At 32.9% G+C, this 13,415-nt stretch carries 12 protein-coding genes; 6 read left to right on the top strand and 6 right to left on the bottom strand.

Annotated elements, in window-relative coordinates:
* Positions 1-324 precede the first annotated feature (324 nt).
* On the bottom strand, positions 325-993 hold the full coding sequence (locus tag WFZ85_RS08760; RefSeq protein ID WP_342695916.1) for a DUF4294 domain-containing protein: 669 nt from the start codon (positions 991-993) through the stop codon (positions 325-327).
* Between the two features lie 81 nt (positions 994-1,074).
* Here WFZ85_RS08760 and WFZ85_RS08765 point away from each other — a divergent pair, with 81 nt between their 5' ends.
* Positions 1,075-2,163, top strand: a complete 1,089-nt coding sequence (locus tag WFZ85_RS08765) for a M42 family metallopeptidase (protein WP_342695917.1) — start codon at positions 1,075-1,077, stop codon at positions 2,161-2,163.
* Between the two features lie 68 nt (positions 2,164-2,231).
* Here WFZ85_RS08765 and WFZ85_RS08770 read toward each other — a convergent pair whose 3' ends face one another.
* The 3 genes from WFZ85_RS08770 to WFZ85_RS08780 form a co-directional block, all read right to left on the bottom strand.
* Complete coding sequence (locus WFZ85_RS08770; RefSeq protein WP_342695918.1) at positions 2,232-2,702, bottom strand: hypothetical protein; 471 nt, start codon at positions 2,700-2,702, stop codon at positions 2,232-2,234.
* A gap of 363 nt (positions 2,703-3,065) precedes the next feature.
* Positions 3,066-4,013: a phosphoribosylaminoimidazolesuccinocarboxamide synthase gene (locus WFZ85_RS08775; RefSeq protein ID WP_342695919.1), complete on the bottom strand. Its 948-nt coding sequence runs from the start codon at positions 4,011-4,013 to the stop codon at positions 3,066-3,068.
* A 129-nt stretch (positions 4,014-4,142) separates the two neighbouring features.
* Positions 4,143-5,096, bottom strand: coding sequence for a PhoH family protein (locus tag WFZ85_RS08780; RefSeq protein ID WP_342695920.1), 954 nt, complete (start codon positions 5,094-5,096; stop codon positions 4,143-4,145).
* Between the two features lie 124 nt (positions 5,097-5,220).
* Here WFZ85_RS08780 and WFZ85_RS08785 point away from each other — a divergent pair, with 124 nt between their 5' ends.
* The 5 genes from WFZ85_RS08785 (at position 5,221) to dnaN (ending at position 10,018) form a co-directional block, all read left to right on the top strand.
* On the top strand, positions 5,221-6,045 hold the full coding sequence (locus WFZ85_RS08785; protein ID WP_342695921.1) for an SAM hydrolase/SAM-dependent halogenase family protein: 825 nt from the start codon (positions 5,221-5,223) through the stop codon (positions 6,043-6,045).
* Positions 6,046-6,051: 6 nt separating this feature from the next.
* A complete protein-coding gene (locus tag WFZ85_RS08790; RefSeq protein ID WP_342695922.1) occupies positions 6,052-6,348 on the top strand; it encodes a putative quinol monooxygenase in 297 nt (98 codons plus the stop codon).
* Positions 6,349-6,386: 38 nt separating this feature from the next.
* Positions 6,387-7,112, top strand: a complete 726-nt coding sequence (gldF, locus tag WFZ85_RS08795) for a gliding motility-associated ABC transporter permease subunit GldF (protein ID WP_342695923.1) — start codon at positions 6,387-6,389, stop codon at positions 7,110-7,112.
* Between the two features lie 38 nt (positions 7,113-7,150).
* Positions 7,151-8,794 carry a gliding motility-associated ABC transporter substrate-binding protein GldG gene (gldG, locus tag WFZ85_RS08800; protein WP_342695924.1) on the top strand — a complete coding sequence of 548 codons (1,644 nt, stop codon included), beginning with the start codon at positions 7,151-7,153 and terminating at the stop codon, positions 8,792-8,794.
* A 105-nt stretch (positions 8,795-8,899) separates the two neighbouring features.
* On the top strand, positions 8,900-10,018 hold the full coding sequence (dnaN, locus tag WFZ85_RS08805) for a DNA polymerase III subunit beta (RefSeq protein ID WP_342695925.1): 1,119 nt from the start codon (positions 8,900-8,902) through the stop codon (positions 10,016-10,018).
* A gap of 131 nt (positions 10,019-10,149) precedes the next feature.
* On the opposite strand, the gene carB is transcribed toward dnaN, so the two are convergent.
* Positions 10,150-13,002, bottom strand: coding sequence for a carbamoyl-phosphate synthase large subunit (gene carB, locus WFZ85_RS08810; protein ID WP_342695926.1), 2,853 nt, complete (start codon positions 13,000-13,002; stop codon positions 10,150-10,152).
* 164 nt (positions 13,003-13,166) lie between these two features.
* A complete protein-coding gene (gene rpmH / locus WFZ85_RS08815) occupies positions 13,167-13,328 on the bottom strand; it encodes a 50S ribosomal protein L34 (protein ID WP_008464848.1) in 162 nt (53 codons plus the stop codon).
* Positions 13,329-13,415 lie beyond the last annotated feature (87 nt).

The following is a 13,415-nucleotide window of genomic DNA, read 5'->3' on the forward strand; positions in this document are numbered from 1 at the left end:
TATGTCTATGAACGTATTTTCTTGTTTTTATACCACTTTCATTCCCAAAGCGGGTGCAAAAGTAATCATTATTTTTTTCCTAACAAGCTTTTTTAAAATTATTTTTTAAAAATTATTTTGAAAATATAAACAAATATAAAAAATCAACACTGCACATAACCTTTTCCGCAAACGGCAAAAATAGAACAAGAAAGAGGTAACGAAAAATAAACAATTCTTTTTATACGATTATTGTTCGGTGATTTACATAAACTTTATTTACACTTTTAAAAAAAGCTTTACTAAATTTCATAAAAATATAAAAAATGTAATCCTCTGAGTTCATCATTTTGATGCCTTTCTTTGCCAAAAATCGGTCAAATCATCAATATCAACTGGATTAACCGAATTTTGACGAATAAGACGACCTCGGTTGAAGGCTCTATCTAAAATAGTTTCAATCAAGAAGTCTTCATTCTCTTGATAAGGTTCATACTTGGTTTTTAGATTGATATCAAAAAGTTTAGCTGTATTATTAGACCAAAATGCTTTCCAACTACTTTTGTAATCTTTTATAAGCTCAAAAGTTGTGAAGCCCGTTTGACGATGGATTAACTTAACTAATATCTGACCTTGTTTGCGGGATAACTTTTTTAATTGTCCTGTAAATTCATTCTCGATATAATTTTCAACTATCTTAAAGTACTTCTTCTTCTCTCGATTAGTTTTCATCTTACTTAAATTATTGTTTAAAATAGTTAAACGTTCAGCGGCTGTTTTTGCAAACGGATAAACTTTATATACTCTATTTTGCAGGAGAAGAAATTGCTTTTTCTCTTCTGCACTTAGTTTTTGTTTGTGTATAATTACCTCTTCCAGCTGTATTGGTTCAGTAAGAATAGTGTCGAGTTCTTCAAAACTAAGCACTTTTTTATAAACGGTATCAATTACAATTTGTGCACTGGAATTATTGGAAATTAATATTACAAAAACAAAGAGAAATAACTTTTTCATACATTATATTCATTAGTGTAAAAATATACAATATACTTAACAACTGTAATGCCAAATTTATATTTTAGCAAAAAATTATTTATGGGAACAAAATCAATACTAACTAAATCATCTCTTTCTTTTTTAGAAAGTTATTTAAATAATGCTTCACCTACAGGTTATGAAGTGAATGGCCAAAAGCTTTGGATGAACTATTTAAAGCCCTATATTGATACATTTATAACAGATACATATGGCTCAGCCGTCGGAATTATTAATCCCGATGCTCCGTACAAAGTTGTTATCGAGGGGCATTCAGATGAAATTTCATGGTATGTCAATTACATTACCGCCGAAGGTCTTATTTACGTTATCCGAAATGGTGGCTCTGATCATCAAATTGCTCCATCAAAAAGAGTCAATATACATACTAGACAAGGAATAGTGAAAGGCGTTTTTGGTTGGCCAGCTATTCATACAAGAAACCGTGGAAAAGAGGAAGCGGCTTCACTTCATAATATATTTATAGATTGCGGCTGTTCCACAAAAGAAGAAGTTGAAAAACTGGGAGTTCATGTAGGTTGTGTTATAACATATCCTGATGAGTTTATGATTTTAAACGATAATAAATTTGTTTGTCGCGCTATTGATAACCGAATGGGCGGTTTTATGATTGCAGAAGTAGCAAGATTGCTAAAAGAAAATAAAAAGAAATTACCTTTCGGCTTATATATAACAAATTCTGTTCAAGAAGAAATTGGACTCCGTGGTGCAGAAATGATTACAAACACAATAAAACCAAATGTAGCTATCGTAACTGATGTCTGTCATGACACCACAACCCCAATGATCGAAAAGAAAATTGAAGGTGATTTGCAAATGGGCAAAGGTCCAGTAATTGCTTATGCTCCGGCAGTTCATAATTCTTTAAGAGATTTAATAATAAATACAGCAGAAGAAAATAAAATTCCGTTCCAACGACATGCAACCTCTCGCGTAACTGGAACCGACACTGATGCTTTTGCGTACAGTAATGGTGGTGTAGCTTCTGCGTTAATTTCATTACCACTGCGTTATATGCACACTACTGTTGAAATGGTTCATCGGGAGGATGTAGAAAATGTCATTAAACTAATTTATGATAGCTTGTTGAAAATAGAAAACAATGATACTTTTTCCTATTTCAAGTAGATTAAAAAAGCATCCGCTGCGACGGATGCTTTTTATTTTAGTTCTTTTCTAATTAAATCTATTACTATTTACAACTTCAAATCTGTTGTTTTAATTGCATTGTTATTCATTTGAAAACAGTTTGGTGAGCAATTTATTTTTTCAAAATCCAAATAATATTCATCAGTGGTAAGCTGACTTTCAATGATACGATTGTTTTCATTAATTATATCTTCCACACTAAATTCAATCGAAAGCGGTTGATATTCTTCTTCCTGATTGTCAATAACAAGCTTGTTTTCCGCAATTACATCTTTTATTGTAATAACTTTATTACTATTTAGAACTGTATCTGGATAAAAGATAACACTTCCTTCGCTATCAGAAGTAGTTTTAGGCGATTTATTGAGAGCAACTAAGGATTTATTTTGCTTAAGACTGTCATCGTTGATTATTGTAATTTTTTGTTTGTCTAAACCTTGAAATTTGATTTGAGTAGCATTGCCCTTTGTAGTGAAAGCAATAATTGCAATTCCTAAATAAATAAATGTTGTTTTCATGATTGATGTATTTTTTATTAATGTTTTGCTTTATTTCTGATGTAAAATTATAATTGCTAGATTTCTAATAAAATTTAATATTTCTGAAATGTTGATTTTAATTGATGAACTGTTTTTTTTTATTGTTTTTTTATACTTATTAATATTCTATGCAAATATATATCCATAAACACATACCTTGTATTACATAGTACCTTTATTTAACAAATAATTAACTTTTTTTAACTTTTCACTGCAAAATATTTACCAACATGAGACAACTTTTACCTTATTTTGTTTCATCAAAAAAACAATTAACGTATTTATAAAAACAAAAAAAACCACGCCTATACGTGGTTTAAGCTAGTAAAAACAATAGTCGTCTTATTGTTTCAAAAACTGTAATACATTATGCTCGATCCGACTATTGATATTTGTAATATCTGCTTTTAAGAATTTTTCACCAAGAATATTTTCATATAATTCTTTATACCGGTCTGAAACCGTTTCGATATATGAATCAGTCATATTTGGTATATGCTGCCCTTCTTTCCCTTGAAAACCATTCTCTATTAACCAGCGGCGTACAAACTCTTTTGATAATTGTTTTTGTTCTTCGCCTTTATCCTGTCTTTGCTGATAACCTTCTGCATAGAAATAACGAGAAGAATCTGGCGTGTGAATTTCATCAATTAAAACAATAACACCCTCTTTAGTTTTTCCAAATTCATATTTAGTATCAACCAAAATCAAACCTCTACTAGCGGCTATTTCTGTTCCTCTTTGATACAAAGCTCTAGTATATTTTTCTATAACTGCATAATCTTCTTCTGAAACAATTCCTTTTGCTAAAATTTCTTCACTAGAAATATCTTCATCATGAGAACCATTGTCAGCTTTTGTAGTTGGCGTAATTATTGGCGTCGGAAATTTGTCATTTTCTTTTAATCCTTCAGGCATATTTACGCCACAAATGGTTCTTTTACCTAAGGCATATTCACGTGCTGCATGACCAGAAAGATATCCTCTAATCACCATTTCTACTTTAAACGGTTCGCAGAGATGTCCAACAGCAACATTTGGGTCAGGAGTTGCAATAAGCCAATTGGGAACAATATCGGCAGTTAAATGCATGAACTTCGTGGCAATTTGGTTCAAGATTTGCCCTTTGTAAGGAATTCCTTTTGGCATCACCACATCAAAAGCTGAAAGTCTGTCGGTAGCTATCATCACCAGTAACTCATCTTTGATATTATAAACTTCTCGTACTTTACCTCTGTAAACTGACTTTTGCCCAGGGAAATTGAAATTGGTAGTTGTAATTGTATTCATCTTGCTGTGTTGTTATAGTTGCAAAAATAAACATTTGAGATTACTTTTTTTTTAGGATTAACTTAAAATAAGAAATAAACCCTGTCATAAAAAACTATAACAGGGTTTGTTTACGGCGACTACAAATTTTTAATAATCATTATTTTCTATACTTTTATAAGCATCGATGACTTTTTTAACCAATCTGTGACGTACAATATCTTTATCATCTAAATAGATAATTCCGATACCATCAATGTCTTTCAAAACCAGAATAGCTTCTTTTAATCCTGAAATCGTTCGGCGTGGCAAATCTACTTGTCCTGGATCACCTGTAATAATAAACTTGGCATTTTTACCCATACGTGTCAAAAACATTTTCATTTGAGAATGGGTAGTATTTTGGGCTTCATCTAAAATTACAAAAGCATTGTCTAGAGTTCTACCGCGCATAAAAGCTAATGGTGCAATTTGAATAATTCCTTTCAAAATATAATCTTCTAATGTTTGAGGCGGAATCATATCGCGTAACGCATCATATAATGGTTGCATATAGGGATCCAACTTTTCCTTCATATCACCAGGAAGAAAACCGAGATTTTCGCCAGCTTCGACTGCAGGACGAGTTAAAATAATTCTTTTAACTTGTTTTTCTTTTAATGCTTTTACAGCCAATGCCACACCCGTGTATGTTTTTCCTGTTCCCGCAGGACCAACAGCAAAAACCATATCATTTTTGGCCACATAATCCACTAATTTTTGTTGATTAGGTGTCATTGCCTTTATCAATTTTCCACCAAGACCGTGAACTAAAATTTTATCTTGGTCTGGCATACGCTGTTCTTCATGAGAATTACTTTGTATAACTCTGTCAATAACATTGGCATCTATGTTATTGTAACGAGTAAAATGCAACATCAATCGATTAAAGCGATTTTCAAACTCGTCGAGTTCTTCTTTTTCTCCAAAAGCCTTGAGCGTTGTGCCTCGCGCCACAATTTTAAGTTTTGGATAATACTTTTTAATAGTTTCAAGGTGAGTGTCTTGAGCGCCCCAAAATTCTTTGGGTGCAATGTCGTGCAATTCAATGATACGTTCGTTCAAAAGCGGTAGTATTAAATTAAAATAATTCGCCAGATAATTATTAGCTTTGTATCCAAATTTAAACAAATTAGAGAATAGATTTTACAATTTAGAAATTCTATTTCCATTAAGTTATAAACAATTTATGTCAATAATTACCTTAACCACCGATTACGGATTAAAAGACCATTTTGTTGGAGCTTTGAAAGGTAAAATTGTATCTGAATTTAAGGACGCAACAGTAATTGATATTTCACATTATATCGATCCTTTTAATATTGCTGAAGCGGCGTATATCATTAGTTCCGCATATAGCAGTTTTCCTAAAGGAACTGTACACCTTATAGGTATTGACATCGAATTAAATCGTGAGAATCATCACATTGCTATGCAGTGGAATGATCAATACTTCATTTGTGCGGATAACGGTATACTGAGTATTCTTATCCAAAAAATTCTTCCACAAAAACTAGTAGCGATAAATATTCATGATCGTTTTCCCAGCGATGCTACCGATTTAGATATATTTGTTAAAGTAGCATGCCATTTGGCAAAAGGAGGACTACTCAATGTAATTGGCAAAGAAATAAAAAATATTAAAGAGGTTACTGAGATAAAAGCTATAGTGCAAGACAATCAAATAAGAGGATTTGTGATTTACATTGATCATTTTGGCAATGTAGTGACAAATATTTCTAAGCAACTTTTTTTAGAGGTTAGCAAAAGTAGACCTTATGAAGTACTTTTTAAAAGGCAAACCATTAAAACTATTCTTCCAAAATATTCCGATGTATGTAGTACTGAAAAATATCCTTTAAAATATTATGAAGGTGAAAGATTGGCCATATTTAATGAAGCCGGATTTCTTGAAATAGCAATTTTTAGAAGTAATCCCGAGACCGTTGGTTCAGCTAGTAGTCTTCTCGGGTTAAGTTATAGAGATATTGTAATCGTTGATTTTAAAAATTAAGTTCAAATGTTTATCAGAATAGTAAAAATGAGCTTTCATGAAGAAAATATTCCAATTTTTCTGGAAAATTTTGACAGCATCAAAGAAAAAATACGAAGTGCCGAAGGCAATAGATTATTAGAATTGTATCAGGACAAAAACAGTCCATGTATTTTCTTTACCTATAGTTATTGGGAAACCGAAGCCGATTTAGAAAATTATAGACAATCCAAATTGTTTGACGAAGTTTGGACGTTTACTAAAAAATTGTTTAACGACAAACCCGAAGCCTGGAGCATGGATAAATTGGTCAGTATTCAGTAATTAGTTTTCAGTAATACCATAAACAATAATTTTAAAGTATGAAATCAATCGCATTACGAGAAATAAAGTCCTTTTTTGGTTCACCTATTGGCTATTTGGTGATCGCGCTTTTTCTTTTACTCAACGGTTTATTCCTTTGGGTTTTTGATGGAGAATATAACATCTTGCAAAGCGGTTTTGCCGATTTAAGTCCTTTCTTCACCTTAGCGCCATGGATATTGATTTTCCTAATTCCAGCAGTTACAATGAGGAGTTTCTCTGATGAAAAAAAACAAGGCACTATTGAACTCCTGCTTACTAAACCATTATCAGTTTGGCAAATTGTAAATGGCAAATTTTTAGGAGCATTTCTTCTAATTGTGATTGCGTTGTTACCGACTTTAATTTACATATATGTGATTTCAAATTTGGGTTTGCCCGAAGGGAATATTGATTATGGAAGTACTATAGGCTCTTATTTTGGATTATTATTTTTAGTTGCGGCTTATACAGCAATTGGAATTTTTACCTCAACGCTTTCAGAAAATCAAATTGTAGCATTCTTACTTTCGGTGTTTCTATGTTTTACATTTTACTATGGTTTTGAAGGAATTGCCGCTGACATGCAAGGTTTTGAAGATGCAATTTCTAGACTCGGTATGGATTACCATTTCAAAAGTATGTCTCGCGGCGTTATAGATACTCGTGATGTTTTGTATTTTTTGAGTGTGGCATTTTTGTTTTTATCGGTGACCGTTTTTAAATTAAAATCTCTCAAGTCGTAATGAGTAACACAAAAAATAGCTTCAAAAAAATTCTAACTATGATTTTTATAATCGTAGTAATCAATTTTGCAGGTCATTTTGTTTTTGAACGTTTTGATTTGACTGCCGATAAAAGATATACCCTTTCGCAAACATCATTAAATATTGTTAACGAAGTTAAAGAACCTTTGTATATAGATATTTTTCTTGAAGGTGAATTTCCGGGAGAATTCAAAAAATTACAGACAGAAACCCAACAATTATTGGAAGAATTCAAATCAGAAAATCCAAATATAATTTTTCAATTTGTCAATCCATTAGCTGACGAAGAGCAAAGAGAAGCAACTATGCAATCTTTCATTGAACGTGGTTTAACCCCTGTTAATGTTACTGTAAATGACAAAGGAACACAAACTCAAGAAGTAGTTTTTCCTTGGGCTGTAGCTACATGTGGCAATCGTTCGGTCAAAGTTCCCTTGTTAAAAAATATGATGGGTGCATCAACTGCTGAAAAAGTGGTAAATTCTGTTCAACACTTGGAGTATGCTTTTGCGAATGCCATTAATTCGGTCGCCAAAGCAAAGCAAAAAAAAGTAGTTATTCTCAACGGAAATGGTGAGCTTCCCGACAGAAATATCGCCGATTTTATTCGATCAGTAAAAGACAATTACTACATTGGACCATTCACGTTAGACTCTGTAGCCAAAAGCCCAAATGAGACTTTAAAATTCTTAAAAAAATATGATTTAGCCGTTATCGCAAAACCAACGGAAGCTTTTAGCGATGAAGAAAAGCAAGTTTTAGACCAATTTATTATCAATGGTGGAAAAACACTTTGGCTGATTGATCCCGTTACTATGGAAATGGACAGTTTGTTTAATGAAACTGGTTCCAATTTGGCTTTTCCAAAAGATTTGAATTTGAATGACATGTTCTTCAAATATGGTATTCGATTGCGACCAGATTTGATTTTTGATTTACAAAACACCCCAATAGCTTTGGCAACAGGAGAACAAGGAAGTGGCACACAATACACCCAATATCCTTGGTTTTTTTCGCCAATGATTTATCCGATAAGTGATCATCCAATAGTGAGTAATTTAGATGGAATAAAATTTGAATTTACAAGCCCAATTGAACCATTAAAAAATGACATCAAAAAAACAATCTTATTACAATCCTCTAAATACTCAAAACTAATAGGAACACCTTCTGAGGTGAGTTTAACCATGGTTTCAGCACGACCAGAACCCAAAGATTTTTTGAATAGTGGTAATTTTCCCGTAGCCATATTACTTGAAGGAAAATTCCACTCTGCTTTTGAAAATCGTGTATTGCTTTTTAAAGACGATTTATTTCAAATCGCTGGAAAAAACAATAAAATGATTGTAATTTCTGATGGCGATGTTATTAAAAATCAATTGGATAAAAACGGACAACCATTGGAATTAGGTTATGACAAATGGACAAATAATTTGTATGCCAATAAAGAGTTTATGATGAATTGTGTAAATTATTTGTTAGACGATAATGGACTTATTAACATTCGAAGTAAAGAAGTTGATTTACCTCTGCTAGATAAAGAAAAAGTTTATGCAAATTATACAAACTCACAAGTCATAACTGTTGCAATTCCAATTGTAATTCTATTGCTTTTTGGCGTTGCATTTACCATTTTACGCAAGCGAAAATATAGCCGTTAATGTTAATAAAAAACTTTTTGAAATGGCTAAGTTTAAGATATATTTGTAAAAAATAAAGGAAGTGACATGTTTTGCATTTCAATTTCCAATAAATAAAAAAATCAAATGAAATTTATTGTATCAAGTTCCTATTTATTAAAACAACTACAAGTTTTAGGAAGTGTTATCAATAGCAGTAACACCTTACCTATTCTAGATAATTTTCTTTTTGAATTAGACAGTAAAACGCTCACCGTTTCTGCTTCTGATTTAGAAACAACCATGTCGGCTACATTAGAAATTGATTCTACAAGCAAAGGTAGTGTGGCTGTGCCTGCAAAGTTATTGCTTGATATTTTAAAGACCTTTCCTGAACAACCGTTGACATTTACAGTAGAGGAAAATAGCACCATTGAAATCAGTTCCAATTCAGGAAAATATGCTATTGCTTATGCTCCAGGAGAAGAATTTCCAAAATCGGTGAGTTTAGACAATCCGTCTTCTACAGTTGTGCCAGCAGATGTATTGGCAACAGCTATCAGTAAAACGATTTTTGCTGCTGGAAATGATGATTTAAGACCAGTTATGAGTGGTGTATTTTTTCAATTTTCGCCCGAAGGTTTGATTTTTGTAGCCACTGATGCGCACAAATTAGTGAAATATGCTCGTACTGATGTAAAAGCTTCTGAGGTTGCTGATTTTATTATGCCAAAAAAACCTTTGAATATTTTGAAAAGTATTTTAGGAACGTCAGAGTCAGACATAACAATCGAATACAATGACTCTAATGCAACTTTTAATTTTGATAGTTATGTTTTAACATGCCGTTTAATCGATGGAAAATATCCAAATTATGAAGCGGTAATTCCTAAAGAAAATCCCAATAAATTAATGATAAACAGAGTATTATTATTAAACTCTGTTCGTCGTGTTGCGATTTTCTCTAACAAAACTACTCATCAAATTCGTTTAAAAATAGCTGGTGCAGAATTAAATATTTCAGCAGAAGATATTGATTACTCTAACAAAGCAGAAGAGCGTTTAACCTGCGATTATCAAGGCGATGATATGCAAATTGGTTTCAACTCTCGTTTTCTTTCTGAAATGTTGACTAATTTAACATCTGACGAAATAATGCTCGAAATGTCAATGCCAAATCGTGCTGGAATTTTAACGCCAATTGACGGATTAGATGAAGGCGAAACCGTTACAATGCTTGTGATGCCGGTAATGCTAAATAACTAATTACAAGTTTTTTTTACAAACTAAAAGCGTCTCTGATGGAGACGCTTTTTTAGTTTAGTATAAAACCAATCCACTTTTCACCTGTAAAAAAGCTTTAAAAAGTATTTTGATTTGAAATTAAAAAGGCATTATTACTTGCTCAAATACATTTTTCTTCTACTGTATAATTCATAGAATTGATCGTCTTTTAAATCATCTATAAACAAAATACTTTCTCCGGTTGATTTCATTTCTGGCCCGAGTGCTTTATTCACATTTTGGAATTTACTAAATGAAAAAACAGGTTGCTTGATTGCATACCCTTTTAACTGCGGATTGAATGTAAAATCGGTTACTTTATTTTTGCCAAGCATTACTTTAGTGGCATAATTCACATAAGGTTCGCCATACGCTTTTGCAATAAAAGGAACTGTTCTCGATGCTCTCGGATTGGCTTCGATAATATAAACCGTGTCGTCCTTTATTGCAAATTGAATATTGATTAATCCAACAGTTCGTAAAGCCAAAGCGATTTTCTTAGTATGATCTTTAATTTGTTGCATCACAAATTCACCCAAATTAAATGGCGGCAATGTGGCATTAGAATCTCCAGAGTGAATACCACAAGGTTCGATATGTTCCATAATCCCAATGATGTATACATTTTCTCCATCGCAAATAGCATCAGCTTCAGCTTCAATTGCTCCATCTAAGTAATGGTCAAGAAGTAATTTATTACCCGGAATATTTTTTAATAAATCAATTACATGTTCTTCCAATTCTTGTTTGTTGATGACAATTTTCATTCCTTGTCCACCCAAAACATACGACGGACGAACCAGCAATGGAAAGTCTAAACTATCGGCTAATTTTGAAGCTTCATCAGCACTTTCAGCAATTCCGAATTTTGGAAAAGGAATATTTAATTCGGTTAATAACTCTGAAAAACGCCCTCTATCTTCTGCTAAATCTAGTGCATCGAATGAAGTTCCAAGGATTTTAATTCCGTATTTAGATAATTTTTCTGCTAATTTTAAAGCAGTTTGCCCACCAAGTTGAACAATAACTCCTTCTGGTTTTTCGTGACGAATGATATCGTAAATATGTTCCCAAAAAACGGGTTCAAAATACAATTTATCGGCTGTATCAAAATCGGTAGACACTGTTTCTGGATTACAATTAATCATGATGGTCTCATATCCACATTCCTTCGCTGCCAAAACACCGTGAACACAACTATAGTCAAACTCAATTCCCTGCCCTATTCTATTTGGTCCTGAACCTAAAACGACCACTTTCTTTCTATCAGTTACAATACTTTCGTTATGCACATATCTTTCGCCACTAGCCGTTTGAACTTCTGCTTCAAATGTCGAATAATAGTAAGGCGTTAGTGCTTTAAATTCGGCTGCACAAGTATCCACCAATTTATAAACACGTTTGATATTCATATCGTCACGCAATTTATAAACTTGACTTTCCAAACAACCCAACATATGTGCAATTTGTCTATCACCATATCCTTTTTGCTTTGCTTCGAGTAGTAATTCTTTTGGCAAAGTATCTATTTTATAGTTTGTGATTTCTCTTTCTAACAAATATAATTCTTCATATTGTTTCAAAAACCACATATTAATTTTAGTAATTTCGTGAATTCTACTCAACGGAATTCCCATGGCAATAGCATCATAGATTACGAAAACTCTATCCCAACTTGCGAAAGTTAACTTCTCAATAACTTGCTCGTAGTTTTTATAACCTTTTCCGTCTGCGCCAAGTCCGTTACGTTTTATTTCTAATGATTGCGTAGCTTTATGTAGCGCTTCTTGAAACGACCGACCAATTCCCATTACTTCACCAACGGATTTCATTTGAAGTCCCAAAGTTCTGTCGGCACCTTCAAATTTGTCGAAATTCCATCTTGGTATTTTTACGATTACATAATCCAAAGTTGGTTCGAATAACGCTGAAGTTGATTTGGTAATTTGATTTTGAAGTTCATCTAAATGATAACCCAAAGCCAGCTTCGAGGCTATTTTTGCAATTGGATATCCAGTAGCTTTTGAAGCCAAAGCAGAGGAACGAGAGACTCTCGGATTGATTTCGATAGCCACAATATCTTCTTTTTCATCTGGTGAAACTGCGAATTGAACATTACAACCGCCAGCAAAATTTCCAATACTTCGCATCATCAAAATGGCCATATCACGCATCTTTTGAAAAGTGGTATCCGATAAAGTCATTGCTGGTGCCACGGTAATAGAGTCTCCTGTATGAATTCCCATTGGATCCATGTTTTCTATCGAACAGATGATTACTACGTTGTCGTTTTTATCGCGTAAAAGTTCTAATTCATATTCTTTCCAACCTAACAATGCTTTGTCAATTAAGACTTCGTGAATGGGTGACATTTCTAAACCATAAGTAAGTTTTTCGTCAAATTCTTCTTTACTATGAACAAAAGCTGCTCCAGTTCCACCAAGTGTAAATGATGGTCGAATTACTAATGGAAATCCAAATTCTTGCGCTATTTCTTTTCCTTTTAAAAATGAATTTGCTGTTTTGGCAGGCGCAGCTGGAATTCCAATTTTTTCTAATAACTGTTTAAATTGTTCTCTGTCTTCAGTTATATTGATAGCATTTACATCAACTCCAATTAATTTTACTCCAAAATCCTCCCATATTCCTTTTTCATCGGCTTCTAAACAGAGGTTTAAGGCAGTTTGTCCGCCCATTGTTGGTAAAACAGCGTCAATTTGTGGATGTTCTTTTAAAATTTGAATTAAAGATTTCGTGGTAAGCGGTAATAAATAAACGTGATCGGCCATACTTGGGTCGGTCATGATTGTTGCTGGATTGGAATTGATAAGAATGACTTCAATTCCTTCTTCTCGAATAGACCGTGCCGATTGTGAACCGGCATAGTCGAATTCGCAAGCTTGCCCAATAACGATTGGACCTGAACCTATTATTAAAACCGATTTAATGGAGTTGTCTTTTGGCATTGTAGTGTGTTGTTTTTTGGTAGTTTATGTTGCGTGGTAAATGTAATTTGTTTGCTTTAAATGTATAAACTTGACTTTTGAAACTTATCAAAATTTATAAACAAGTTATAAAAAAAGCCGCTACTAATGAAAGTAACGGCTTGATATTGACTAAAAACTAATCATTATTTTTTATGTCTTGGTTCAGAAGATACTGTTAATTTGTGTCTACCTTTTGCTCTGCGACGCGCTAGAACTTTTCTTCCGTTTGCAGAAGCCATTCTGTCCATAAATCCGTGTTTATTTCTTCTCTTTCTTTTCGATGGTTGAAACGTTCTTTTGCTCATTGCTTTATGTCTTTAAAATCGTGTAATAATTTGTTTGATAAGACGGCTCTTTTAAACCGAGTGCAAATATACAAACCTTTTTTTTTC

The sequence above is a fragment of the Flavobacterium aureirubrum genome, assembly GCF_038739835.1.
Lineage (GTDB): Bacteria > Bacteroidota > Bacteroidia > Flavobacteriales > Flavobacteriaceae > Flavobacterium > Flavobacterium aureirubrum.

Bases quoted from the DNA above. Each gene is read 5' to 3' on its own strand.
- WFZ85_RS08760 (WP_342695916.1), bottom strand. From the start codon at position 993: ATGAAAAAGTTATTTCTCTTTGTTTTTGTAATATTAATTTCCAATAAT.
- WFZ85_RS08765 (WP_342695917.1), top strand. From the start codon at position 1,075: ATGGGAACAAAATCAATACTAACTAAATCATCTCTTTCTTTTTTAGAA.
- WFZ85_RS08770 (WP_342695918.1), bottom strand. From the start codon at position 2,702: ATGAAAACAACATTTATTTATTTAGGAATTGCAATTATTGCTTTCACT.
- WFZ85_RS08775 (WP_342695919.1), bottom strand. From the start codon at position 4,013: ATGAATACAATTACAACTACCAATTTCAATTTCCCTGGGCAAAAGTCA.
- WFZ85_RS08785 (WP_342695921.1), top strand. From the start codon at position 5,221: ATGTCAATAATTACCTTAACCACCGATTACGGATTAAAAGACCATTTT.
- WFZ85_RS08790 (WP_342695922.1), top strand. From the start codon at position 6,052: ATGTTTATCAGAATAGTAAAAATGAGCTTTCATGAAGAAAATATTCCA.
- gldF (WP_342695923.1), top strand. From the start codon at position 6,387: ATGAAATCAATCGCATTACGAGAAATAAAGTCCTTTTTTGGTTCACCT.
- gldG (WP_342695924.1), top strand. From the start codon at position 7,151: ATGATTTTTATAATCGTAGTAATCAATTTTGCAGGTCATTTTGTTTTT.
- dnaN (WP_342695925.1), top strand. From the start codon at position 8,900: ATGAAATTTATTGTATCAAGTTCCTATTTATTAAAACAACTACAAGTT.
- carB (WP_342695926.1), bottom strand. From the start codon at position 13,002: ATGCCAAAAGACAACTCCATTAAATCGGTTTTAATAATAGGTTCAGGT.
- rpmH (WP_008464848.1), bottom strand. From the start codon at position 13,328: ATGAGCAAAAGAACGTTTCAACCATCGAAAAGAAAGAGAAGAAATAAA.